Origin of the sequence: Pseudomonas migulae NBRC 103157 (assembly GCF_002091715.1) — a bacterium.
In the GTDB taxonomy this organism is placed as follows: Bacteria; Pseudomonadota; Gammaproteobacteria; order Pseudomonadales; family Pseudomonadaceae; genus Aquipseudomonas; species Aquipseudomonas migulae_A.
Genome location: NZ_BDAG01000029.1, coordinates 36,967 through 60,422 on the forward strand (window position 1 = coordinate 36,967; position 23,456 = coordinate 60,422).

The 23,456-nt window shown below is 59.9% G+C and carries 22 protein-coding genes; 11 read left to right on the plus strand and 11 right to left on the minus strand.

The window, feature by feature from the left end; all coding sequences use genetic code 11:
* The first annotated feature begins 22 nt into the window (after window positions 1–22).
* The 10 genes from PMI01S_RS20540 (at window position 23) to PMI01S_RS20585 (ending at window position 9,761) form a co-directional block, all read left to right on the plus strand.
* Complete coding sequence (locus PMI01S_RS20540; RefSeq protein ID WP_084321895.1) at window positions 23–553, plus strand: A24 family peptidase; 531 nt, start codon at window positions 23–25, stop codon at window positions 551–553.
* Window positions 554–555: 2 nt separating this feature from the next.
* A complete protein-coding gene (locus PMI01S_RS20545) occupies window positions 556–1,890 on the plus strand; it encodes a DUF8689 domain-containing protein (protein WP_084321896.1) in 1,335 nt (444 codons plus the stop codon).
* A gap of 15 nt (window positions 1,891–1,905) precedes the next feature.
* On the plus strand, window positions 1,906–2,733 hold the full coding sequence (gene cpaB / locus PMI01S_RS20550; protein ID WP_084321897.1) for a Flp pilus assembly protein CpaB: 828 nt from the start codon (window positions 1,906–1,908) through the stop codon (window positions 2,731–2,733).
* 73 nt (window positions 2,734–2,806) lie between these two features.
* Window positions 2,807–4,153: a TadE/TadG family type IV pilus assembly protein gene (locus tag PMI01S_RS20555; RefSeq protein ID WP_084321898.1), complete on the plus strand. Its 1,347-nt coding sequence runs from the start codon at window positions 2,807–2,809 to the stop codon at window positions 4,151–4,153.
* Window positions 4,154–4,161: 8 nt separating this feature from the next.
* Window positions 4,162–4,641: a TadE/TadG family type IV pilus assembly protein gene (locus PMI01S_RS20560; protein ID WP_084321899.1), complete on the plus strand. Its 480-nt coding sequence runs from the start codon at window positions 4,162–4,164 to the stop codon at window positions 4,639–4,641.
* Window positions 4,641–5,135 (plus strand): TadE/TadG family type IV pilus assembly protein, encoded by a 495-nt coding sequence (locus tag PMI01S_RS20565; RefSeq protein ID WP_084321900.1) that lies wholly within the window; start codon window positions 4,641–4,643, stop codon window positions 5,133–5,135. Before PMI01S_RS20560 ends, PMI01S_RS20565 begins: the two co-directional genes overlap by 1 nt.
* A complete protein-coding gene (locus PMI01S_RS20570) occupies window positions 5,129–6,349 on the plus strand; it encodes an AAA family ATPase (RefSeq protein ID WP_084321901.1) in 1,221 nt (406 codons plus the stop codon). The genes PMI01S_RS20565 and PMI01S_RS20570 overlap by 7 nt, the downstream gene beginning before the upstream one ends.
* A gap of 3 nt (window positions 6,350–6,352) precedes the next feature.
* Window positions 6,353–7,786: a TadA family conjugal transfer-associated ATPase gene (locus tag PMI01S_RS20575; protein WP_084321902.1), complete on the plus strand. Its 1,434-nt coding sequence runs from the start codon at window positions 6,353–6,355 to the stop codon at window positions 7,784–7,786.
* On the plus strand, window positions 7,783–8,769 hold the full coding sequence (locus PMI01S_RS20580) for a type II secretion system F family protein (RefSeq protein WP_084321903.1): 987 nt from the start codon (window positions 7,783–7,785) through the stop codon (window positions 8,767–8,769). Before PMI01S_RS20575 ends, PMI01S_RS20580 begins: the two co-directional genes overlap by 4 nt.
* A gap of 29 nt (window positions 8,770–8,798) precedes the next feature.
* Entirely contained in the window at window positions 8,799–9,761 is a 963-nt protein-coding gene (locus PMI01S_RS20585; protein ID WP_084321904.1) for a type II secretion system F family protein, read from the plus strand.
* Window positions 9,762–9,966: 205 nt separating this feature from the next.
* On the opposite strand, the gene PMI01S_RS20590 is transcribed toward PMI01S_RS20585, so the two are convergent.
* From PMI01S_RS20590 to PMI01S_RS20600, 3 genes are all read right to left on the minus strand, one after another.
* Entirely contained in the window at window positions 9,967–10,236 is a 270-nt protein-coding gene (locus tag PMI01S_RS20590; RefSeq protein WP_084321905.1) for a DUF3613 domain-containing protein, read from the minus strand.
* Window positions 10,237–10,254: 18 nt separating this feature from the next.
* Window positions 10,255–10,968 (minus strand): tetratricopeptide repeat protein, encoded by a 714-nt coding sequence (locus PMI01S_RS20595; RefSeq protein WP_084321906.1) that lies wholly within the window; start codon window positions 10,966–10,968, stop codon window positions 10,255–10,257.
* Between the two features lie 125 nt (window positions 10,969–11,093).
* Window positions 11,094–12,317: a type II and III secretion system protein family protein gene (locus PMI01S_RS20600; RefSeq protein WP_084321907.1), complete on the minus strand. Its 1,224-nt coding sequence runs from the start codon at window positions 12,315–12,317 to the stop codon at window positions 11,094–11,096.
* Window positions 12,318–12,401: 84 nt separating this feature from the next.
* On the opposite strand from PMI01S_RS20600, the gene PMI01S_RS31735 reads away from it, so the two are divergent.
* Entirely contained in the window at window positions 12,402–12,788 is a 387-nt protein-coding gene (locus PMI01S_RS31735; RefSeq protein ID WP_159439518.1) for a hypothetical protein, read from the plus strand.
* Between the two features lie 522 nt (window positions 12,789–13,310).
* On the opposite strand, the gene PMI01S_RS20620 is transcribed toward PMI01S_RS31735, so the two are convergent.
* The 8 genes from PMI01S_RS20620 to PMI01S_RS20655 all read right to left on the minus strand — a co-directional run bounded on the left by PMI01S_RS20620 (window position 13,311) and on the right by PMI01S_RS20655 (window position 23,439).
* A complete protein-coding gene (locus PMI01S_RS20620) occupies window positions 13,311–14,795 on the minus strand; it encodes an APC family permease (protein ID WP_084321910.1) in 1,485 nt (494 codons plus the stop codon).
* Between the two features lie 252 nt (window positions 14,796–15,047).
* Window positions 15,048–16,472, minus strand: a complete 1,425-nt coding sequence (locus PMI01S_RS20625) for a gamma-aminobutyraldehyde dehydrogenase (RefSeq protein WP_084321911.1) — start codon at window positions 16,470–16,472, stop codon at window positions 15,048–15,050.
* Between the two features lie 174 nt (window positions 16,473–16,646).
* Window positions 16,647–17,456, minus strand: a complete 810-nt coding sequence (locus PMI01S_RS20630) for an ABC transporter permease (RefSeq protein ID WP_084321912.1) — start codon at window positions 17,454–17,456, stop codon at window positions 16,647–16,649.
* On the minus strand, window positions 17,446–18,393 hold the full coding sequence (locus PMI01S_RS20635) for an ABC transporter permease (protein WP_084321913.1): 948 nt from the start codon (window positions 18,391–18,393) through the stop codon (window positions 17,446–17,448). Before PMI01S_RS20635 ends, PMI01S_RS20630 begins: the two co-directional genes overlap by 11 nt.
* 1 nt (window position 18,394) lies before the next feature.
* A complete protein-coding gene (locus tag PMI01S_RS20640) occupies window positions 18,395–19,432 on the minus strand; it encodes an ABC transporter ATP-binding protein (protein ID WP_084321914.1) in 1,038 nt (345 codons plus the stop codon).
* A gap of 124 nt (window positions 19,433–19,556) precedes the next feature.
* Entirely contained in the window at window positions 19,557–20,708 is a 1,152-nt protein-coding gene (gene ydcS, locus PMI01S_RS20645; RefSeq protein WP_084321915.1) for a putative ABC transporter substrate-binding protein YdcS, read from the minus strand.
* A gap of 228 nt (window positions 20,709–20,936) precedes the next feature.
* On the minus strand, window positions 20,937–22,394 hold the full coding sequence (locus PMI01S_RS20650) for a gamma-aminobutyraldehyde dehydrogenase (protein ID WP_084321916.1): 1,458 nt from the start codon (window positions 22,392–22,394) through the stop codon (window positions 20,937–20,939).
* 130 nt (window positions 22,395–22,524) lie between these two features.
* Window positions 22,525–23,439, minus strand: a complete 915-nt coding sequence (locus tag PMI01S_RS20655; protein ID WP_084321917.1) for a LysR family transcriptional regulator — start codon at window positions 23,437–23,439, stop codon at window positions 22,525–22,527.
* Window positions 23,440–23,456 lie beyond the last annotated feature (17 nt).

Sequence of the window (23,456 nt, forward strand, 5' to 3'; positions counted from 1 at the left end):
ATCCCGGTAGGGGGAATGCGCCATGTCCATGGAATTGCTGGTGACGACGGTTTTACTGCTAGGACTATTGGGCGTGGCGGTGGTGAGCGATCTGCGTCGCCACCGTATCCCCAACATGCTGGTCCTGTTGGGCCTTGCCCTGGGACTGGGCGGTCAAATGTATTTAGGTGGCGTCAGCGGATTGGCTGACAGCCTGTTGGGCATCCTGGTCTGTTTTGCACTGTTTCTGCCGATGTACGCCTTGGGTGGCATGGCCGCCGGCGACGTCAAGTTAATGGCCATGGTCGGCAGTTTTCTACCCTTCCATTTTGCATTGTGGGCTGCCTTGTTCAGCCTGATAGCGGGTGGCGTGTGCGGTTTTTTGATTGTGCTGTATCGCGGCCAACTGCTTCAGACCCTGGGACGTTATTGGTTGATTCTGAGGGCGCAGGCCTATCTGGCGCCAACTTCAGATGAAGTAGCCGGCAAGCCTTTCCCTTATTCGGTTGCAATCTTGATAGGCACTTTAATCAGCGTCTACTGGCAACTGGTTGCCGGTGGATTCGGAGGTTAGTCATGCACATCATTGTCGATAGTGATGCCTACCCCAGCGCTCGAGCCGCGGTGCAACGACTGGCTCCCCAGCCGTGCTCAATCCGCGAAACTGGTCTGACAGACAGTTTCCTCGGCGAGTTGGTATGCAAACACTTGTATGACGCTGGCGTGCTGGACATGCCGCGGCTGGTGGAGCGCCTGGCGCTGACCGGCGCTGTACTGGATGAAGTTCTGGCGTTTCTGCGCAAGGACGGTCGTGTCGAAGTGCTTGGCCAGTTGGGGTCGCAAACGACAAGTGGGCAAATGCTGCGTTATGGCCTGACCGAACGCGGGCGCAGCGCCGCCCGCGATGCCTTGTCGCGCAGTGGCTACATCGGCGCGGCACCCTTCCCGGTGAGCACCTACCGGTCCCTGATCAAACTGCAAACCATTCACCATGGTCGCATCAACGCCAACGATATGCGCAATGCCTTTGCTGGCGTAGTGCTCACCGACAGCATGCTCGATCAGTTAGGTGTGGCGATGAACTCCGGGCGCGCCATTATGATTTATGGCCCTGCGGGTACTGGCAAGACCTATATCAGCCGTCGGCTGATCCGTCTGTTCAACGAGGCCATCTGGGTGCCTCATGCCATCGTCATCAACGAGTCCGTGATCGAGATCTATGACCCGCAAGTGCATCAGCGGCTCGATGATAACGTTCAACAGAACAACCTGATGCTCAACGAAGGGATCGACCGTCGATTGCTGTGCTGCAAACGCCCGATCGTCGTCACTGGCGGTGAGTTGAGCATGGAGCAACTGGACGTTCGCTATGACCCTTACACCCGTCAATACCAGGCTGCCTTGCAGCTCAAGGCCAGCAATGGCCTGTTCATCATCGATGACATGGGGCGCCAGCGCATGCCGCCCGCCGAGCTGTTGAATCGCTGGATCGTCCCGATGGAAGAGAAGCGCGATTATCTCAACCTGGGCGGCGGTCGGCATTGCGAGCTGCCGTTCGATCTGATTCTGGTGTTTTCCACCAACCTCAATCCTCTGGAGTTGGCCGATGAGGCCTTTCTTCGCCGGATTGGCTACAAGCTGCAATTCGGTTATCTGCAGCCCGAGGAGTACGAAAAGATCTGGCGTCAGGAAAGCGAGCGTCTGGGCGTGCCTTATGACCAGTTGCTGGTGCGTTATGTGCTGCAAAGGCTTTATGCAAGTGAAGGCATGCCCCTGGTGCCTTGCCATCCCCGAGATCTCCTGAGCATGGCGCTCGATCGTCAACGTTACATGGGCGGTTCCGGACCACTGTCACCGCAAGAGTTGGAATGGGCCTGGCACAACTACTTCGTCCAGCTCGACTTTCTTTGATACGGAGATACTGACATGAGCTCTCGTACTCTTTCCCTGATAGGCGTTTCCCTGGTCATGGGCCTTGGTGCTGCATGGATGGCTGACTCCTGGCTGAGCGCCCGGCTCAATGCCAGCCCGGATGATCACCTTCGAAGCGTAGTGGTCGCCACGGTAGAGATTCCATTCGGGCAGATGGTCGAGGCTCAGCAGGTCACGACCGTACGCATGCCCATGGATACGATCCCGGAAGACGCCTTCGACTTGAGCGAAAAGGCTGTGGGCAAGATCGCAACGTTCGACATTCTGAAGGGCGACATTGTGCGCGGTGCGCGTCTGAGTGAGCACTTGGGTGGCAGCACTCTGGCTTCGCTGATTGCGACAGACAAGCGTGCCATCTCGGTACGGGTGGACGATGTGGTCGGTGTGGGCGGGTTCCTGTTGCCGGGTAACCGGGTCGATGTACTCGCGACCAAAACCACCAGTGCCGGCAGCAATAGCGCCGTGTCCAGGACCATCCTCGAAAACTTGCGGGTATTGGCGGTAGACCAGACGGCGGGTACCGACAAGACCCAACCGGTGGTGGTGCGTGCAGTGACGCTGGAAATGACGACCGCAGAGGCTGAAACCCTGGTCACGGCGCAAACGGAAGGGAAGTTGCAATTGACCTTGCGCAATCCGCTGAACACCGAGAAAAAAATCGCGGCCGTTGCACCTGTTGCACCTGTTGCACCTGCCGCACCGGTCATGGCAGTGGCCACCGCCACGGTGCCAAAACGCGTGGTGCAACGCAGCAGCGGCGAAAGTGGTGGGGCTATCACCGTCATCCGCGGGGTCGAAACCAAAGTCGTCAACATTCGCTGACAGGGCGTAACAGGTCCTGGACACCAGGTCTTGGCGGAGCCGATCCGCATCAGTATTGGCAAATGAGGGCTTGATGATGAATCGTCGTATTCAGCAGCCGTTCACTGCGACGCCAAGGCGCCAGAAAGGATCGGTGAGTGTATTGATGGTGATCGCGTTGGCGGCGATTGGCATGGTGGCCGCACTGGCTTTGGACGGCGGGCACATGATGCTGAACAAAACGCGCTTGCAGAATGCGGTGGACGCCGCGGCCCTGAGTGGCGCCAAAACCCTGAGTCAGGTGGAAGGTGGTGCCAATATTGCCAGTACGACGCGGACTGCCGCACTCAATACGCTGACGCACAATGCGAATGCCACGGGCAACACAGAATTGGCAACGGCGGTTGGTGGCAACGCAGCCACATTCGCGGTGGTGGAACTGGCAAGCAGTGTCTATGGGCCGTTCTCCTATCCCGGGCCAGCGAATGCCAAATACGTTCGGGTATCGGTACCGAGCTATAACCTGACCGGATTTTTCTGGAATTTCGCCCAGGTATTCGGTTCTGGCGGCCTGGGGGCCAAAGCAGTGGCGGCAATCGCCACTGCCGGACCCAGCCCTACCAGTCCTTGCGATCTCTCGCCTTTGATGGTCTGTGGCGACCCGACTCAATACAACCCTGGCGCAGGCATGTTCTGGGGCTTCCAGTTTGGTGATTTGCAGGTATTGAAGACGGCTGCCGGCAATTCGTCGCCCATTGGTCCAGGCAACTTTCAGTTGCTCGATTTTGGTTCGGGCGGCAGTACGGTCAGGGAGGACCTGGCCGGAGGCGGCAAGGTCTGCCGCGCTGTGGGGGACAACGTCCAGACCGCACCTGGCAACAAGGTCGGCCCTACCTCCCAGGGCTTGAACACACGCTTCGGCATTTACAACGGCCCGGTCAGTGCCTCGGACTATCCGCCGGACCTGGTGACCGCGTCCAGCAACCCCGCGATCATTTACGACGACTCGGTTACACCGGCACAGGCGAAGTACAAGGGACAAGCCGTCACCTCGAGCAACGGCGATCTCACGGCGGGCAGCAACGCGATATTTGACTACAACGACTGGCGTGCGAGCGTTGCCGCGTGTGTGGCAGGGGCTGGCAGTGGTTGTGAGAGTCATGGCGTGTTCGAGCGCCGGATGATGAAAATTGTGGTGGGCAACTGCACGGGCAAACAAGGCGGTTCAACCTCGATCCCCGTCCTCGGTTTTGGCTGCTATTACGTGGTGCAACCCATGGATGGCGGTGGCGGGGACGCTCAGATCTTCGGGCAGTTCGTGAAGGAGTGCGAAGGCGACAACGTGGCCGGCCCTACGCCGTCAACCGATTCCGGCCCACAGATCATCCAGCTCTACAAAACCTATCTCAACGGCAGCGGTACTCCGAGCACTGACTCATAGGAGGCGTCATGAGACTTCACGCGTTTAAACCTCCGCAGCGCCAGCAAGGCCTGGCCATGGTGGAATTCACCCTCGTCCTGCCGGTGTTGCTGCTGCTGTTACTGAGCCTCGGTGAGATCGGCCGCATGCTCTATCAGTACAACGTGTTGCTGCAGGCCAGCCGGGATGCCGACCGTTTTGTCGCAGGCCACGCCTGGAACTCGACGCTGGGTGCGGTCTCTCTGAGCAATGCGCTACAGACCCAGACGAAAAACGTTGCGGTGTATGGCGTGCCTGCCAACACCGGCACCGCTGTGTTGTCCGGGTTGACGCCTGACAACGTGGTCGTCGCCGCGGTGGGCACCGACCATGTACGAGTCACCATCACCTATACGTTCTGCCCGGTGATTGGCAGTGGCAATTGTGGCGGCTCGATTCCGGGTTTGTTTGGCAATCAGATTGCGCTGAGCATTCCGCTGGTTGCCACTACCGTGATGAGGGCACTGTGATGAATAGAAAACACATGCGCGGAACCTATACGGTGGAGTTCGCCTTCGTTGGTCTGCTGGTGTTCACGCTGTTGTTTGGCGTGTTGGAAATGGGCCGCCTGTACTTCACGGTCAATGCATTGGATGAGGCCGCGCGCCGTGGTGCGCGCCTGGCAGCTGTCTGCGATATCAGCGATCCGGTGGTGTTGCGGCGGGCAATCTTCAATGCCGCGACCGATGCAGGTACGAGCCAGCTGATCAGCAATCTGGCCACCACTAATCTGACGTTGACCTATCTGGACGCAAATGGCGCTCTGGTGGCCAACCCCGCTGACCTGGTCAGCGTCAACGGCTTTCGTGCCATCCGCTATGTCCAGTTGAGTCTGCAAAACTTCGTTTTCAATCTGTTTATTCCCGGGTTAGGCGTGCCCATTACCTTGCCTGCATTCAGGGCAACGTTGCCACGCGAAAGTCTCGGGCGTCATTCCGATTCCGGGGAGATCACACCATGCTGAATATGAAGGAAACGCCGATATCCAGTTCGACTGGCAAAACCGGTTTGCGGTTGCTGATCAGTAGCCGTGATGCCACCTCTTTACGCGATCTGCAGAGTGTCTGTCAGCGCATGCCTGGCCTTGAGGTCAGCACTCGCCTGGTGAGCAATGGGCATGTTGACCCGCTCTACAGCCTGGACCGTATGCCCGATCTGTTGCTGTTGCGCGTCAGCCACCTGTGGCGCGAGGAGTTGTCGGCGCTGTTGCAACGCCCGGCCCACGAGCGTCCGCCGATGTTGGTGTGCGGACTGCTGAGCGAACAGGAAGCCATGCGCCTGGCGATGCAGGCCGGTGCGCGGGACGTGCTGCCGGAGCCCATCGCCGAGACCGAACTGGTCGCCGCCATGAATCGGCTGCTCACGGAGGTTCGGAGCGGCAGTGGGGCTGACGGGAAATTGATCGCCGTGATGAGCGCAAAGGGCGGTTCCGGCGGAACCATGGTGGCCTGCAACCTGGCACAACAGCTCAGCATGAAAGGCGGCAGCACCCTGTTGCTGGATATGGACCTGCAATTTGGCAGCGTGACGCATTGTCTGGATGTGGCGCAGACGCACAGCCAACTGGAGGTGTTGCATCAGATCGACGGCATGGACAGCGTCGCGTTACGCGGTTTTTGCAGTCACTTCAGCCCGACCTTGCATGTGCTGGGTGGTCGGGCTGGTGAGCTGTGTTTGCCGCAGGATGCCCAGCCCGAGCAACTTGACGCCCTCTTGCAGTTGGCCCGCGCCAGTTATGGCTGGGTGGTGGTCGACCTGCCGCGGCAAATCGATCACCTCACCGGTTCTGTGCTGGAGCAGGTGGATCGGGTGTACGTGGTGGTGCAACAGAGCGTCAGCCATCTGCGCGATGCCAGCTCTCTGGTGCGGATTCTTCGCGATGACCTGGGCGTGCGCGGGGATCAATTGCAGATAGTGGTCAACCGTTATGACAAGGCCGCAGCGATCAGCCTGAAAGATGTTGGCGAGGCGCTACGTTGCACCAATCTGTCGAAATTACCCAACGACTTCAATCTGGTCAGCCAGAGTCAGAACACTGGTGTGCCGTTGGGGCTGCATGCGCCGAGGGCAGCGATTACTGCTGCACTGCGCGACATGACCGAGGACCTGGTCGGTCAACAGGTGGCCGGCAACAAAGGCTTGCTCAAACGCACCTTCAACCGTTTTTTCGGGGGATGACCCATGATCAGCGACTTTCGTAACCGCTTGCGCAAACAGTCCGGTAAACCCGTCGCTGCCCAATCGCACGACGATCTGCTGGATCCGCCAGAGGAAATAATGGCGTGGGAACGTGTGACACCAGACGTTCTATACGAAACCAAAAGCCAGGTCACCCCGGTGGAGTCCGAGTGGCGGGAAAAGATCTACCAGCAGTTGCTCAAGGTCATGGACCTGTCCTTGCTGGACTCCCTTGAGCAGGCCGAGGCTGCTCGGCAGATTCGCGATATTTGCCAGCGCCTGCTCGATGAGCATTCGGCACCGGTGAGTTCCGTCAGCCGCCAGTTGATCATCAAGCAGATCACCGACGAGGTGCTCGGCCTGGGGCCTCTGGAACCGTTGCTGGCCGATCACAGCGTGTCCGACATTCTGGTCAACGGCTTTGCCTCGGTCTATGTCGAGCGCTTCGGCAAACTGCAACGGACTGATGTGCGTTTTCGCGATGATCAGCATTTGTTGAACATCATCGACCGTATCGTCTCCAACCTGGGTCGGCGTATCGACGAGTCCTCGCCGTTGGTGGATGCCCGGCTCAAGGACGGTTCGCGGGTCAACGCGATTATCCCGCCGCTGGCCATCGATGGCCCGAGCATGTCGATTCGGCGCTTTGCGGTGGACCTGCTCAATACCGACAGTCTGATCCAGGTGGGGACGTTGACCCCGGCCATTGCCCTGCTGCTCAAGGCGATTGTCCGTGGGCGCTTGAACGTGCTGATTTCCGGCGGTACCGGCAGCGGCAAGACCACCATGCTCAATGTGCTGTCCAGTTTCATTCCGCAAAACGAGCGGATTGTCACCATCGAAGATTCGGCCGAACTGCAACTGCAGCAACCCCATGTGGTGCGCCTGGAAACCCGGCCTTCGAACATCGAGGGCCGTGGCGAAGTGAGCCAGCGGGAGTTGGTGCGCAACAGCCTGCGGATGCGTCCGGACCGCATAGTGATCGGCGAGGTTCGCGGCGTAGAGGCGCTGGACATGCTGACTGCGATGAACACCGGCCACGACGGCTCGTTGACCACGATCCACGCCAACACTGCACGCGATGCGTTGGGGCGAGTCGAGAACATGGTGTCGATGACCGGGGCGACCTTTCCGATCAAGGCCATGCGGCAGCAGATCGCTTCCGCCATTGATGTGGTGATCCAATTGGAACGCCAAGAGGATGGTAAGCGCAGACTGGTCAGCGTGCAGGAAATCAACGGCATGGAGGGCGAAATCATCACCATGACCGAAATCTTTTCCTTCGTGCGCCATGGCATGGGCGAAAACGGCGAAGTGCTGGGTGATTATCGTCCCAGCGGCATGATCCCCGCGTTCCGCGATGTGCTGGCCAAGCGCGGCATTGAGTTGCCGCTTACGATGTTCAGGCCTGAATGGATGGAGGCACGGCAGTCATGAGCAATATTCCTGGCGAATTCATTCTGATGTTCCTCGGCATGGTGTTTATCGCTGTGTTCCTCCTGTCTCAGGGGGTGGTGGTGCCGGTGTTCGGCGAGGCCGGCAAGATGCGCAAGCGTATCCGCGGTCGTTTGCACGTTCTGGAGAAAGCCAACAATCTGCCCAATATGCAGACGGTGTTGCGACAGAAGTACCTGACGCGCTTGACGCCTCTGGAGGCCATGCTCGAGCAGTTGCCCTTTATGGCGAGCCTGACCCAGATGATCGAGCAGTCCGGTCATGAATACCGTGCTTATCGGGTGTTGTTGCTCGGGCTGTTCCTGGGCGCCTGTGCAAGCCTCTCGATCTGGATGATCTCGTCAGTCTGGTGGATGGCGTTGCTGGCGGGCTTCGGAGCGTTCTGGCTACCACTGCTGAAAATTTCTCGTGACCGTAGCAAACGCTTCGCCGGGTTTGAGGAAGGCCTGCCGGATGCACTGGATGCCATCTGCCGTGCCCTGCGCGCCGGGCACCCGTTCAACGAAACCCTGCGCTTGGTCGCCGAGGAGCATAAGGGGCCGGTCGCTCAGGAGTTTGGCCTGACTTTCGCTGATATCAACTACGGCAACGATGTACGCCGGGCCATGCTCGGCCTGCTGGAGCGGATGCCGAGCATGACGGTGATGATGCTGGTGACCTCAATCCTCATCCATCGCGAGACCGGCGGCAATCTGACCGAGGTGCTGGAGCGTTTGAGTCGCCTGATCCGCGGGCGTTTTCGCTTCCAGCGCAAGATCAGGACCCTGTCGGCCGAAGGGCGGATGTCAGCCTGGGTGCTGGTGTCGATTCCGTTCGTGCTGGCGATTGCGATCGTTTTCACAAGCCCCACCTACATGCCTGTGCTGCTCAATGATCCCATCGGCCACAAACTGATCATCGGGGCGTTTTGCGCCATGCTGGTCGGGATTTTCTGGATACGCAAAATCATTCGGATTCAGGTTTAAGCGGTATTCGCTACCGGGAGGTACAGGTCATGGACTTTTTGCTCGGGTTGTTCAGTCGGGTCACGGGGAGCGAGGAGGTGGGGCGCCTGTTGTTCCTCGGCGCGATCGGTTTGAGTACGGTGCTTGCGGTTGTCGCCGTGAGCTTGCTGGTAATGGGGCTTCAGGATCCGGTACAGCGTCGTCTGGCGCTGATCAAGCGTGGTCATTTAGGCAACACCGCCGGGCAAGAAGCCCCGGGTAATCTGCAACTGTTACTGGAGCGGGTCGGCCAGCGTTTTGCCTCGGCCGAATCGGCTCAGACATCCGTCACCCAGACATTGTTGACGCATGCAGGGTACCGGTCCTCTTCGGCGGTGCAGATGTACTGGGCTGTGCGCTTGATGACGCCGCTGTTATTAGTCGGTATTGCGTTGCTGCTATTGCCGATGATTCCCAGGGTTTCCCTCGCCATGGGGCTGCTGGCGGTGGTCTTGGCTGCCGGTATCGGATGGTTGCTGCCAGCGCTGTATGTCGCCAAGCGCAAGCAGTTGCGACAAGGTCGGTTGCGTGCCGCGTTTCCGGATGCGCTGGATCTGATGGTCGTCTGCGTGGAGTCGGGCCTTGCCTTGCCCACCACGATCGAACGGGTGGCGGAGGAGATGTCAGTCAGCCAGGTCGAACTGGCTGAAGAACTGGCCTTGGTCAATGCGCAAATCCGCGCGGGCATTTCCAGTACAGCGGCGCTCAAACAACTGGCTGTGCGCACTGGCCTGGATGACGTACAAGGGCTGGTCAGCCTGTTGGCGCAGAGTATCCGCTTTGGTACCAGCGTGGCCGATACCCTGCGCATCTATGCCGATGAATTCCGTGATCGGCGTACTCAGGCCGCCGAAGAGATGGGGGCGAAAATTGGTACCAAGCTGATATTTCCACTGATTTTCTGTCTGTGGCCGAGCTTCTTTCTGGTCGCTATCGGCCCGGCCTTGATCGGGGTACTCAAAGTATTCGGGTGAGGTGAAAACGGGCGGAGGCTATCGAGTGCGATGGCCTTGCCCCCCGAGGCTGATCTGCACTTTCCTGTCATGGATCCACACATTTCCCGCAGCAGGGTAATCCTGATGCGTAGAGACCATCGCTTTCCTGCACACGACATCAAGCCCGGCTTTGCAGCCAGGCTACTCTGGACTACGCCAGAGGCTGATCACCCATCGACATGCCTCAGTTGCCGCTAGTGATCTCTCCCCCAGTATCCTGGTCATAAAACTCCGGAATCGGGTAGTTGAAGCTATTCAGCCAGCGCTGCATGGCCAGGTCACGTTCGGCGGCCGAAGCGGTTTGCAGTTCAGGGGAGGCAACCACACCTCGAATCTGCAACTGCAACCACTGTTCGGTGCCTTGTTGATACGGCGAAGAGGGGCCCGGCTCAATAGCCCAGGCAGTGGTGGACAGGCAAGCCATGCACACGATCAACAGCCTTTTGGTATTCATCTCGACTCCTCGTACGTTTTACTGGTTCGCACTGGAAGAGGCATCGGCTACCTCTGTCCTGCGATTCCCCTCGGAAGCCACCACTTTTTTGGCGGAGGCCTTGAGTTTTTCCGCGCGGGTTTGAGCCTCGGCGACTTGCTTGGGGCTCAAGTCGGCGCGGGTCACGAGGTCAGCAGCCGCCTTCCAGTTATCCTGGTAGATCAGCAGCGTCACCATATTGAGTGCCGCCAGTGTGTTTGCCTGCTTGAGCTCCATGGCGGTCATGAACTCAAAGCGTGCTTCAGGGATCCGTCGCTGATTGAGGTAGACGACCCCCAGGTCATTTCGCATCCTGTCGTCGGTGGGGGCCATCTTCACCGCACGCTCAAGGTGAGTGGCAGCGGTGGCGTTATCATTTTTGGCGGCGGCCAACTGGCCCAGGCCATGTTCCCCTTCAGCCGTCAGACAGGTGCCGAGCAAGCTTTCGTACAACGGCTGCGCGTCGCCGCTACGCCCCATCATGCGCAGCACCCGAGCCTTGCGCAGGCGAACCTGGACCAGGTTGTCGGGCAAACCTTCCAGGTTCGCCAGGCTGGCATACAAGCGGCCTTCGTCGGCCATGTTGTCGGCCAGGTTCAGGGCCAGTTCCTGCTCCGAACCGGGCTTGGCACAGCTGGCCGGTCGCGAAGACAGGCCATTACTGGCACAGCCTGCGAGCATTAATGTCGCCGCTATTGCAATGACTGCTTTCATCGAATGTCCTCTGGCTACAACAGGTTGAACGCCCGGCCAATGGCTATGAAACTGGCCCGGCAGGCGTTCAACGTCACCGTTACGAGTGAGGGTGAGGGTGAGGCAAGTCCGGTTCAGGCTTCTGATCATTGCGAGAGCCCGCTGAGACTGTCGAAGTCGCCATTTTCCAGGAAAAACATGCGGTAGAAGTTCGGGTCGTAATTGCGCAGCTGTTCACCGGGCAATGACGGTAGTTGTGCATTGGCAGCCAGTGGCTGGACCAGATGGGGGGTGACGATCATCAGCAGTTCGCGCTCTTCACGGTTGATGGTGTTGTCGCGGAAAAATGCGCCCAGAACCGGGATATCGCCCAGCCCCGGAAACTTGTTCACCTGGGAGTTGTTGCGGGAGCTGATCAGGCCGCTGATGACGAAGCTTTCGCCGTCGGCCAGGGAGATGCTGGTATCGGTACGGCGCACGCTCAGGGCCGGGACTATCGTGCCGGCGACGCTCACGGCGTTGGTGAAGTCCAGTTCACTGACTTCCGGCGCCACCTTCAGCGCGATACGATTTTTCCCGATGATGGTTGGCGTCAGAGTCAGGCGGATACCGAATTCCTTGTACTCGATGGACACGTTATCGCTGCCTGAACTGGGCACCGGAATCGGTATCTCACCGCCGGCCAGGAAGCTCGCACTCTGCCCGCTGAGCGCTACCAGGCTTGGCCGAGCCAGGGTGTAGGCGAAACCACTGCCTTCCAGCGCATTGAGCGCCACCAGGGTATTGCCGGTAGCAAATGTGAGGTTGAAGTTGTTGTTATTCACCGGAATCGCCGGCGTGACAATGCCGCCGATGGAGGGCAAGGTTCTCGGCGAGCCGAACAGGAAGTTGCCACGGGTGCCGAAAATCGAGGCGGAGGCTTCCTTGAGCTTGGTCCGGCTGACTTCGACGAAACGGATATCGGTCTGCACCTGGCTCGGCAGCAGCGGGTCGTCGGAGGGCACCGACGGCGCGCTGGTCAGTGCCGATGTGGCTTTACCCTTGACGAACACCATGCTTTGGCGCGGCGTTTTCGAACAGGCAGTCCAGACCATCAGGCTGGTGGTCCCCGGTGTCATGCCCGTGAGTATGAACGCGTTGCTGCCGCTGGGTTGCACGTCGGCAATTTTCGGGTCACCCACCGCCAGTTGCGTTATCGGAACGGGGCTTCGCATTTCATTCTGCAGCCCCTGACCGACCTCGAAAGTTGTCGACCAACTGTCCAGTTGCGAACAATTGGCAGGTGCGGCCTGAGCCGCATTCACGCTGAGACCCGTCCAGAACAGGCCATGGATAATTTGCTTGAAAGCGGGCGCGGGACGAAGGCTCATTTAGTGCATCCTCACTGGATAGGCCATCTATAGGCAGACTAAGTTGTCTCTGATCACTTCACGGGGATCGGACTATCCCCCCCAATGCGCCAGACCACTTATCCGTGGCTTTGGCGTTATTCCTTGCGTGCAACACACGAGCGGGCGCAGTTCGCTGATCTGGCTGGACAGCGAGCGACCTTTGCTAAAACGGTTTTTAGTGAGGCGGTTATCTGGAGTGCCCGGCAGAGTGATGCTGGCAGTTACGGACGGTACTGTCCGCCAACCTGCCCCCCCCGAAAAATAAACGGCCATGCAGGTACAGAGCCGGAATACGCCTGCCATGATCATAGTGAGCTAACTCCTTTTGCCAATCTGATCACTGAAGCTAACTTGGAAACTGGAGCCGTTATGACTTCTTATTGTTTGACGGTAGTTCAATCAAACCAAAGTGCCATGATTTTAGAAAAATCCGGCATATCCCTCCCTTGATCCGCACCGTTGACACTGACCCTTGTAGGAGCCGGCTTGCTGGCGATGGTCGTCAACGATAATGCGTGCTGTCTGGGTCAACGTAGCGCCCTTGCGCCCATCGCCAGCAAGCCGGCTCCTACAGGTTTTGCTTCAGCTACAGGTGCCCATGATCGGGAACGGCCGCTGTGCCTGCACCAAATCCGGCATATCCCTCCCTTGATCCACGCCGTTGACACTGACCCTTGTAGGAGCCGGCTTGCTGGCGATGGTCGTCAACGATAACGCGTGCTGTCTGGTTCAACGTAGCGCCTTTGCGCCCATCGCCAGCAAGCCGGCTCTTACATCAAACGTCCCAAGTGGTGGACGCAGAACCAGGTTTGGTTGGCTTGGATGATGGCGTGGAGGAAGCGGGTGTGGCGGGGAAAAAACAGTGGGGATGAAATGAGGATGAGTTTCAGACGGAGCTGCGGGGGATGGCAGATGCCGTTTGACGAGTGAAGCTTGCCCCGGGAGCCGATAGGATCCCGGGGGTAATTGTCCTTAGTGACGAACCTTCCAGGCATCCCCAGCAGGCGCCGTACCATGGTCATACGGCTTGGCAATCCACATGTAAACCAACCCCAACCCAATCACGATCGCCGTGCTTAGCACCATCGCATAGTTGATGTACCACGCCGCGTCCGGCGTGCGCGGCCAGGCCATGTTGATGATGGCGCCGACGCCGTAGACCAGCGCGCCGACGTTCACCGCCCAACCCCAGGCGCCGAGGGTGAATTTGCCACTCGGTTTCCAGCCTTTCAGGCGTGCATACAGCGCCGCGAGCACGATCATCTGGAATGCGAGGTAGATGCCGATGGCGGCGAAGCTGACGATGGTGGCCACCGCGTCTTGCAGGAAGAAGCCCAGAATGATGATCAACGCTGGCAGGACGCCGGAGACGAACAGTGCGGCAACCGGAACCTGGGTTGCAGGTGAAATCTTTTTCAGCAGTGAACTGCCGATGACCATTTCATCCCTGGCGTAGGAATACAGCAGACGACTCGCTGCCGCTTGCAGGCTGATGACGCAGGAGATGAAGGAAATCATCACCACGCCCATCACCACTTTCGAACCGACCGGGCCGAAGGCGTTGTTGAGGATGGTGGTGACCGGGTCTTTGTCGGTGCCGTTGATCACGGCTTGCATGTCGGGCACGGCGAGGATCAGCGCCAGGCAGGCGAACATCGCCGCGATGCCGCCGATGTAGATGGTCATGCGCATCGCCACCGGGATTTGCTTGCTCGGGTTCGGGGTTTCTTCCGCCACGTCGCCGCAGGCTTCGAAGCCGTAGTACAGGAACATCCCCGCCAGCGAGGCGGTGAGGAAGGCCGGCAGGTAGGAGCCATTGATGCTGATGTCGAAGGTGTTGAACAGCACGCTGATCGATTGATGACGTTCGAAAATCAACAGGTAAACGCCGACGATCACCGCACCGACCAGTTCGCAGAGGAAGCCGAACATGGCGATTCGCGCCAGCACTTTGGTGCCGCTGAGGTTGACCAGTGTGGCGAACAACGTCAGCACCAGTGCGATGACAATGTTGGTGTTGTTATTCGGTTCAAAGCCCATCATTGCCGCGAGGTACGGACCGGCGCCCACGGCAACGGCAGCGATGGTGACGCACAGGGCGATGGAGTAGATCCAGCCGACCATCCACGCCCAGCGCTTGCCCACCAAGCGGCGAGCCCACGGATAGACGCCACCGGAAATCGGGAACTGCGAGACCACTTCACCGAAGATCAGGCACACCAGCAACTGGCCGCAACCGACCAGCAAATACGCCCAGAACATCGGTGGCCCACCGGCGGCCAGGCACAGGCCGAAGAGGGTATAAACCCCTACGACCGGAGAGAGGTAAGTGAAGCCCAGGGCGAAGTTTTCCCACAGGCTCATGCTGCGGTTGAAGTTGGAGGTGTAACCCAGCTTGCGCAGTTGCTCGGCATCGCTGTCGATGGCGACTGCGGTGAGTTCGGGTAGTGCACTCATAGTGTGTTAGCTCCGGAAAATCGGCAGATTTCGGATGTCCGAAACCGTGGCGGCGCCTTGGCGGTGCTGCCCGGATCGGTGGTTATTGTTTTGTTTGTCTGCGTTGAAGCCTGGAGGTGCGTGTTGCCGGTTTCTGCCTTGAAACCGCGGTGACGCCATCGCCAGCAAGCCGGCTCCTACGGTGGTTTGTGTCGTGCGCCATGAATGTGTACGACACAAACCACCGTAGGAGCCGGCTTGCTGGCGATGCTTTTAATGCTTGAACATCACATGCCGCACAACGGTGTAATCCTCCAGCCCATACATCGACATGTCCTTCCCGTACCCGGACAATTTCTGACCGCCGTGGGGCATTTCGCTGACCAGCATGAAGTGCGTGTTCACCCAGGTGCAGCCGTACTGCAAGCGCGCCGACAGGCGATGCGCGCGGCCAACGTCGGCGGTCCACACCGACGACGCCAGGCCGTAGTCCGAATCGTTGGCCCAGCCGAGCACCTGCGCTTCATCGGTGAATTTGGTCACCGACACCACCGGGCCGAACACTTCGCGGCGGACGATTTCGTCGTCCTGCTGTGCATCGGCCAGCACCGTCGGTTCGAAGAAGAAGCCGTTGCCTTCAACTGCCTTGCCGCCAGTGATCAGGCGGATGTGCGGTTGCGCCACGGCGCGGTCGACGAACCCGGCTACCCGGTCGCGGTGCTGCGCGGTGATCAGTGGCCCGAGTTCGGTCGACGGGTCATCCTGCAGGCCATACTTGATGCTGCTGACCGCTGCGCCGAGCTTCTCGACGAATGTCTCGTAGATGCCTTCCTGCGCGTAGATGCGGCAGGCGGCGGTGCAGTCCTGGCCGGCGTTGTAGAAACCGAAGGTGCGAATGCCTTCGACAGCGGCGTCGATGTCGGCGTCGTCGAAGATGATCACCGGGGCTTTGCCGCCCAGTTCCATGTGCATGCGCTTGACGCTGCTGGCGGTGCTGGAAATGATGTTCGAACCGGTGGCGATCGATCCGGTCAGTGACACCATGCGCACTTTCGGGTGGGTGACCAGCGGGCTACCGACGGTAGGACCACGGCCGAACACCAGGTTGAGCACGCCGGCCGGGAAGATTTCCGACGCCAGTTGCGCCAGGCGCAACGCGGTCAGCGGGGTCTGTTCCGACGGTTTGAGCACCACGGTGTTCCCGGCGGCGAGGGCCGGGGCGATTTTCCAGGCGACCATCATCAGCGGGTAGTTCCACGGCGCGATGGAGGCGATCACGCCCACCGGATCGCGGCGGATCATCGAGGTGTGGCCGGCCAGGTATTCACCGCCGGCCGAGCCGCTCATGCAACGGCTGGCGCCGGCGAAGAAACGGAACACGTCGGCAATCGCCGGGATCTCGTCGTTCAGCGCGGCGCTGTAGGGTTTGCCGCAGTTATCGGATTCGAGTTTGGCCAGCTCTTCGCCGTGGGCTTCGATGGCGTCGGCGAGTTTGAGCAAGAGCAGCGAGCGCTCTTTCGGCGGGGTGTGCGACCAGCTGTCGAACGCGGCGTCGGCGGCCCGTACAGCAGAGTCGACCTGGGCTTCGCTGGCTTCGTTGATTTCCACCAGCACGCGACCGAGGGCCGGGTTGAACACCGGTTGGGCGGGGCCTTCGCCGTCGATGAGTTGGCCGTTGATCAAGAGTTTGGTTTGCATGGCGTTGTCCTCTTTGAATCTATTATTTTTCTCTGGAGAAACCGGATCCTGTAGGAGCTGGCTTGCTAGCGATCGCGGTGTGTCAGCCCACATCTATGTTGAACGTCAGTCAGTAATCGCTAGCAAGCCAGCTCCGACAGGATTGGGTTCGCACACTGGGATCGGTGTTCTTCGTTACTTCCCGCCACTCCCCGCCACGCTCTCACCGCCGCGGGTCAGGTAATAGGCGCCGAGAATCGGCAGCATGGTCACCATCATCACCAGCATCGCGACGACGTTGGTCACCGGCACGTCCCGTGGGCGGCTGAGCTGGTTGAGCAGCCACAGCGGCAGGGTGCGTTCATGGCCGGCGGTGAAGGTGGTGACGATGATTTCGTCGAACGACAGTGCAAACGCGAGCATGCCGCCGGCGAGCAATGCCGAGCCAAGGTTCGGCAGGACGATGTAGCGGAAGGTCTGCCAGCCATCGGCACCGAGGTCCATCGAGGCTTCGATCAAGCTGTGCGATGTACGGCGCAAACGGGCGATGACGTTGTTGTAGACGATCACCACACAGAAGGTCGCGTGCCCGACGATGATGGTGAACATTCCCGGCTCGATCCCCAGCGTCTTGAACGTCGCCAGCAGCGCGATCCCGGTGATGATCCCCGGCAATGCGATGGGCAAAATCAGCATCAGCGAGATGCCTTGTTTGCCGAAAAAATCCCGACGGTACAACGCTGCCGATGCCAGCGTGCCAAGCACCAGTGCGATCAACGTGGCGACGGAGGCGATCTGCAGCGACAGCTTGATCGCTTCCAGCACGTCCGGTCGCGAGAACGCCACGCCGATCCACTTCAGGGTGAAACCCTTGGGCGGAAAACTGAACGCCGCGTCTTCGGTGTTGAAGGCGTACAGGAAGATGATCAGGATCGGGAAGTGCAGAAACACCAATCCGCCCCAGGCAGCAATGCGCAGACCCAATGAAGCTTTCTCAGAGTGCATCGAAGGCCCCCAGTCGTTTGACGATGGTCAGGTAAATGGCGATCAACACAATCGGCACCAGGGTGAAGGCCGCGGCCATCGGCATGTTGCCGATCGCGCCTTGCTGGGCGTACACCATGCTGCCGACGAAGTACCCCGGCGGGCCCACCAGTTGCGGCACGATGAAGTCGCCCAGGGTCAGCGAAAACGTGAAGATCGAACCGGCGGCGATGCCCGGAATCGACAGCGGCAGAATCACCTGCATGAAGGTCTGGCGCGGCTTGGCGCCGAGGTCGGCGGAGGCTTGCAGCAACGACGGTGGCAGGCGTTCCAGCGAGGCCTGAATCGGCAGAATCATGAATGGCAGCCAGATGTAGACGAACACCATGAAGCGCCCCAGGTGTGAGGTCGACAAGGTGCTGCCACCCACACCCGGAATGCCCAGCACGAACTGCAACACCGGCTCCAGTCCAAGGTGCTGAACGAACCATTGCGCCACGCCGCCCTTGGCCAGCAACAAGGTCCAGGCATAGGCCTTCACGATGTAGCTGGCCCACATCGGCATCATCACAGCGATGTAGAAAAACGCTTTGGTTTTGCCCGTGGTGTAGCGCGCCATGTAGTAGGCAATCGGGAACGCGACGATGGCGCTGGCGATCGAGACCACGACCGCCATGCTCAGGGTGCGCAGGATGATGTCGAAGTTCGAGGGCTGGAACAGCGCGGCGAAGTTCGCCAGGGTCAGGTCGGGCGTGACCGCCATGGTGAAATCGTCGAAGGTATAGAAGCCTTGCCACAACAGCACCAACAGCGAACCAAGGTAGATCGCGCCGAACCACAACAACGGCGGCACCAGCAGCAGCGACAGGTAAAAGTTCGGCCGGCGATACAGCAGGTTGGAAAACCTGCGTAACGGCGAGCCGCCGGCCGGGGTTTGAGGAAGAGCCACGCTGGTCATCTCACACCCCGCCGGCAACGGTGTCGTGCAACGGGATCATCGCTTCCCGCGCCCAGCGTGCGCTGATGCGTTGCCCGGTCTGATGTTGCGCGCTGACGTCCAGCCATTGATTGTTGGCCTGGCTAATGTTCAGGGTCTGGCCGTTTTCCAGTTTCAGTTCATAGCGGGTGGCGCTGCCCTGGTACTGAACGTCGTGGAGCAAACCGCTGACTTCGATCTCGTGACTGGCCAGCGGGCCTTCGGCGAAACGCACGTGTTCCGGGCGGATCGAAAACGGCTGCGGATTGCCGCTGAGTTGCTGCGCCAGATCGCCGCGAATCACGTTGGAGGTGCCGACGAACTCCGCGACAAAGGTGGTCGCCGGTTTCATGTAGAGGTTGCGCGGTGTGTCGACCTGCTCGATGCGACCCTTGTTGAAAACAGCCACGCGGTCGGACATCGACAAGGCTTCGGTCTGATCGTGGGTGACGAAGATGAAGGTGATGCCGAGCTGGCGCTGCAGCTTTTTCAGCTCGCTCTGCATTTGCTCGCGCAGTTTCAAGTCGAGGGCGCCGAGGGGTTCGTCGAGCAGCAACACCCGAGGGCGATTGACCAAGGCGCGGGCCAGGGCCACGCGCTGGCGTTGACCACCGGAGAGTTGCACCGGCTTGCGCTCGCCGTAGCCGCCGAGGGCGACCATGTCGAGGGCTTCTTCGGCGCGCTTGCGGCGTTCTGTTTTGCCGACGCCTTTGACTTTCAAACCGTAGGCTACGTTGTCGAGCACGTTCATGTGCGGGAACAGCGCGTAGTCCTGAAACACCGTGTTGACGTCACGCTCATACGGCGGCAGCCCGGCGGCTTCGTGGCCATGAATCCGGATCGAGCCTGCGCTCGGTTGTTCGAAACCGGCGATCAGGCGCAAACACGTGGTTTTGCCCGAGCCGGAAGGGCCCAGCATGGAAAAGAACTCGCCGTCCTGGATATCGATGGAAACCCGGTCTACGGCTTTCACTTCGCCGAATAGACGGGAAACGTTGGTGAACTGGACTGCAAGCGTCATGGTGCGGTGCTCCGGGAATCTGGAATCTTGAAAAGCATCGCCAGCAAGCCGGCTCCTACACGGGGTACGCGTACTCTGTAGGAGCCGGCTTGCTGGCGATAAAGGTCCGAAGGACCTTCAGGTGTCAGCGACCGCCCATGATCGCGATGTAGTCCTGGGTCCAGCGGCTGTACGGCACGAACTTGCCACCTTCAGCCTGCGGGGTTTTCCAGAAGGCGATCTTGTCGAACTGGTCGAAACCGTTGGTTTTGCAGCCTTCGGCGCCCAGCAATTCGCTCTCCTTGCATCCCGCCGGAACCGACGGCAACGAACCGAACCAGGCGGCCAGGTCACCCTGGACTTTCGGTTGCAGCGAATGGTCCATCCACTTGTAAGCACAGTTCGGGTGCTTGGCGTCGGCGTGCAGCATGGTGGTGTCGGCCCAACCCGTTGCACCTTCTTTCGGAATGACCGAAGCCACCGGCTGCTTGTCCGCCATCAGGCCGTTGACCATGTAGCCCCAGCTGCTGGACGCCACGACGCCTTCGTTCTTGACGTCACTCATCTGCACGGTCGCGTCATGCCAGTAGCGGTGGACCAACGGCTGCTGTTTACGCAGCAGGTCCAGCGCGGCTTTGTATTGTTCTTCGTTGAGCTGGTAGGGGTCCTTGATCCCCAGTTCCGGCCGCTTCGACTTGAGATACAGCGCCGCATCGGCGATGTAGATCGGACCGTCGTAGGCCTGAACCCGGCCCTTGTTGGACTTGCCGTCCGGCAGGTTCTGTTCCTCGAACACCACCCCCCAGCTGTCCGGCGCGGTCTTGAAGACGTTGGTGTTGTACATCAACACGTTCGGGCCCCACTGATACGGAGTGCCAAAGGTTTGTTTGTTGACGACGTACCACGGGCCATCCTTGAGACGCGGGTCAAGGTTCTTCCAGTTCGGAATCAACGCCGTGTTGATCGGCTGTACACGCTTGCCGACGATCAACCGCAGCGACGCATCGCCCGACGCGGTCACCAGGTCGTAACCGCCCTTGGACATCAGGCTGACCATCTCATCGGAAGTGGCCGCCGTTTTCACGTTCACCTTGCAGCCGGTTTCCTTCTCGAAATCGGTCACCCAGTCGTAGGCCTTGTCGCTTTCACCACGTTCGATGTAACCGGGCCAGGCGACGATATCCAGCTGACCTTCGCCGGCACCGACGGCTTTCAGCGGTTCGGCGGCCTGGATACTGGCGCTGGCCAGCAGCGCGGTAGTGATTGCACTGAGCAGTGCGGTCTTGTGCACGAACATGGGGATTCCCTCTTCTTTAATTATGGTCGGGGCAGTTTTGAACGTGGTTCAGCGTTGTAAACACGATCCTCGTAGGCGCCGGCTTGCTGGCGATAGCGGTGGGTCAGTCAACCTGGTTGTCAACTGGACCGACGCCTTCGCTGGCAAGCCAGCTCCTGCAAGGGATTCGCGTTGTTCCAACGTTTCAACATCAATGCCTTTACGGCTAATTGTTAGCGTAGTGCGCTTTTATAAATGCTGTCCGTGGCGCGCCATGATGTGCCGCACCACGCTGTAGTCCTGAAGCGAATCGCTGGACAAGTCTTTGCCGTAACCCGAACGTTTCAGGCCGCCATGGGGCATTTCGCTGACCAGCATGAAATGGCTGTTGATCCAGGTGCAGCCGTACTGCAAGAGCGCGGCCACTTGCATGGCTTTGTCGAGGTTCTGGGTCCAGACCGAAGACGCGAGGCCGTATTCCGAATCGTTGGCCCAGTCCACTGCTTGTTCGAGCCCGTCGAAGCGGGTCACGGTGACCACCGGCCCGAACACTTCGCGCTGGACGATTTCATCGCTCTGTTTGCAGCCGGCCAGCAGGGTCGGCTGGTAATAGAAGCCGGCGCCGGAATGCACGGCCGCACCGGTCACCCGCTCGATGTGCGGCTGGCCGAGGGCGCGTTCGACGAAACTGGCCACGCGGTCGCGCTGGCGGGTGCTGATAAGCGGGCCGATTTCATTGTCGGCATCGCGTTTGCCGGCGAAGCGCAGGCTGCTGACCGCTGCGCCGAGTTCCGCCACCAGTCGGTCATGAATGCCGGCCTGTGCATAAATCCGGCAGGCCGCGGTGCAGTCCTGGCCGGCGTTGTAGTAACCGTATGTGCGCACGCCTTCGACCACGGCCTGAATGTCGGCATCGTTGCAGACGATCACCGGCGCCTTGCCGCCGAGTTCGAGGTGCGTGCGCTTCAAGGTTTTTGCCGCGGCTTGCAGGATTTTTTGTCCGGTGACGATATCGCCGGTCAGCGACACCATGCGGATTTTCGGGTGGCTCACCAAGTGGCTGCCAACGCCTTCACCGCCGCCACAAATGATGTTGATCACGCCGCGCGGCAGGATCTCGGCCAGCGCGGGCGCCAGGGCCAGAATCGACAACGGCGTGTGCTCGGACGGTTTGAACACCAGCGTGTTGCCGGCGGCGAGGGCCGGGGCGATTTTCCACGCGGCCATCATGATCGGGTAGTTCCACGGCGCGATGGACGCTACAACCCCAATAGGATCGCGACGCACCATGCTGGTGTAACCCGGCAGGTATTCGCCGCTGAGCTGGCCGGTCTGGCAGCGCACGGCGCCGGCGAAGAAGCGAAACACGTCGACCGTCGCGCTCAAGTCGTCCTGACGCGCCAGGTGCAAGGGTTTGCCGCAGTTCAGGGATTCGAGGCGGGCGAGCAGGTCGGCTTGTTTTTCGATGGCGTTGGCGATGTCCAGCAGCAGGTTCGAGCGCTGCTGTGGCGTGGTCCGTGACCAACTGGCGAACGCATGATGGGCCGCGAGGATCGCGGCTTCGACTTGCTCGGTGCTGGCTTCGGCGATGTGCGTCAACACCTCACCGGTGGCCGGATTGAGGATCGGCTCGACAAAGCCCTGACCCGCGACCAGTTCTCCATCGATCAGCAACGCGGTGAACAGCGGGGTCTGCGCGCCAGTCATTTTTCGGGATCTCTTTTCTTGTGTGGCCATGCTGCTCCCAGTGACTGGGGCCCGGCCGTCTTATAGATGTACCAAGACTAGTGCCCGGACCCGAGGTCGACAAATACTAAATACTGAAGGTGGCATTCGATTAAATAGATGGCTTGCGCCCGCCGTGGGGTTGTTCGCGTGCCACGGTCAGGAACGGGTCCACCAGCGCCGGGCGCGCCGTGCCACGACGCCAGGCCAGGCCGACGTCGAGGGTCTGGCTCAGGTCGGCGATTGGCCGCGCTTCGATGATGTCGCCCTCCAATGACCATGGGCGGTACGTCATGTCGGGCTGGATCGATACGCCCAACCCTGCGGCTACCAGGCTTCGTACCGCTTCGGTCGAGGCGGTTTTCAGGGTGATGCGTGGTTGAAGCGACGCCGCCGACCACATGCGCTGGGCATTGCGGTCCATTTCATCGACGTTCAGTTGAATCAACGGCTCACGGGCGACGTCGGCGAGGTTGATGCTGTCGTGTTCCAGCAGCGGATGCTGGGCCGGCAGCCATAACCGATGAGGCGAATGGGTCAGTACTTCCGTTTGCAGGGCGTGGCGGTCCTCGAGGTTGGAGAGGATCAACACGCCGACATCGATCTCGCCGCTGACCAGCAAATGCTCGATATACGGGCGCTCGTCCTCCATCACGCGGATCTCGACGTTGGGGTAGGCGCGCTGAAAGCGGGTGAGTAAATCCGCGAGGTAGTAACCGGCGACAAGGCTGGTCACACCGATGATCAATTGCCCGGCGACCTGGTCGGTGCTTTGTTGCAGGCTGCGCTTGGCGTTGTCCACGGTGGCCAGAATCAGGTGCGCCTGGCGCAGGAATTGATGGCCCTGGTGCGTCAGGCTCATGCCCTTGGCGTGTCGGTTGAACAGGCCGACGCCAATCTCTTCTTCGAGTTGCTGGATCGCCAGGGTCAATGTCGATTGGGAAATGAACGCGGCTTGCGCGGCGGCGGAGATCGATCCGGTCTCGGCCACGGCGATGAAATGGCGGATTTGACGCAAGGTCATCATGAATAAGTACCCGGTGG

Coding starts and splice junctions, on each gene's coding strand:
- PMI01S_RS20540 (WP_084321895.1), top strand. CDS start 23: ATGTCCATGGAATTGCTGGTGACGACGGTTTTACTGCTAGGACTATTG.
- PMI01S_RS20545 (WP_084321896.1), top strand. CDS start 556: ATGCACATCATTGTCGATAGTGATGCCTACCCCAGCGCTCGAGCCGCG.
- cpaB (WP_084321897.1), top strand. CDS start 1,906: ATGAGCTCTCGTACTCTTTCCCTGATAGGCGTTTCCCTGGTCATGGGC.
- PMI01S_RS20555 (WP_084321898.1), top strand. CDS start 2,807: ATGATGAATCGTCGTATTCAGCAGCCGTTCACTGCGACGCCAAGGCGC.
- PMI01S_RS20560 (WP_084321899.1), top strand. CDS start 4,162: ATGAGACTTCACGCGTTTAAACCTCCGCAGCGCCAGCAAGGCCTGGCC.
- PMI01S_RS20565 (WP_084321900.1), top strand. CDS start 4,641: ATGAATAGAAAACACATGCGCGGAACCTATACGGTGGAGTTCGCCTTC.
- PMI01S_RS20570 (WP_084321901.1), top strand. CDS start 5,129: ATGCTGAATATGAAGGAAACGCCGATATCCAGTTCGACTGGCAAAACC.
- PMI01S_RS20575 (WP_084321902.1), top strand. CDS start 6,353: ATGATCAGCGACTTTCGTAACCGCTTGCGCAAACAGTCCGGTAAACCC.
- PMI01S_RS20580 (WP_084321903.1), top strand. CDS start 7,783: ATGAGCAATATTCCTGGCGAATTCATTCTGATGTTCCTCGGCATGGTG.
- PMI01S_RS20585 (WP_084321904.1), top strand. CDS start 8,799: ATGGACTTTTTGCTCGGGTTGTTCAGTCGGGTCACGGGGAGCGAGGAG.
- PMI01S_RS20590 (WP_084321905.1), bottom strand. CDS start 10,236: ATGAATACCAAAAGGCTGTTGATCGTGTGCATGGCTTGCCTGTCCACC.
- PMI01S_RS20595 (WP_084321906.1), bottom strand. CDS start 10,968: ATGAAAGCAGTCATTGCAATAGCGGCGACATTAATGCTCGCAGGCTGT.
- PMI01S_RS20600 (WP_084321907.1), bottom strand. CDS start 12,317: ATGAGCCTTCGTCCCGCGCCCGCTTTCAAGCAAATTATCCATGGCCTG.
- PMI01S_RS31735 (WP_159439518.1), top strand. CDS start 12,402: ATGCGCCAGACCACTTATCCGTGGCTTTGGCGTTATTCCTTGCGTGCA.
- PMI01S_RS20620 (WP_084321910.1), bottom strand. CDS start 14,795: ATGAGTGCACTACCCGAACTCACCGCAGTCGCCATCGACAGCGATGCC.
- PMI01S_RS20625 (WP_084321911.1), bottom strand. CDS start 16,472: ATGCAAACCAAACTCTTGATCAACGGCCAACTCATCGACGGCGAAGGC.
- PMI01S_RS20630 (WP_084321912.1), bottom strand. CDS start 17,456: ATGCACTCTGAGAAAGCTTCATTGGGTCTGCGCATTGCTGCCTGGGGC.
- PMI01S_RS20635 (WP_084321913.1), bottom strand. CDS start 18,393: ATGACCAGCGTGGCTCTTCCTCAAACCCCGGCCGGCGGCTCGCCGTTA.
- PMI01S_RS20640 (WP_084321914.1), bottom strand. CDS start 19,432: ATGACGCTTGCAGTCCAGTTCACCAACGTTTCCCGTCTATTCGGCGAA.
- ydcS (WP_084321915.1), bottom strand. CDS start 20,708: ATGTTCGTGCACAAGACCGCACTGCTCAGTGCAATCACTACCGCGCTG.
- PMI01S_RS20650 (WP_084321916.1), bottom strand. CDS start 22,394: ATGACTGGCGCGCAGACCCCGCTGTTCACCGCGTTGCTGATCGATGGA.
- PMI01S_RS20655 (WP_084321917.1), bottom strand. CDS start 23,439: ATGATGACCTTGCGTCAAATCCGCCATTTCATCGCCGTGGCCGAGACC.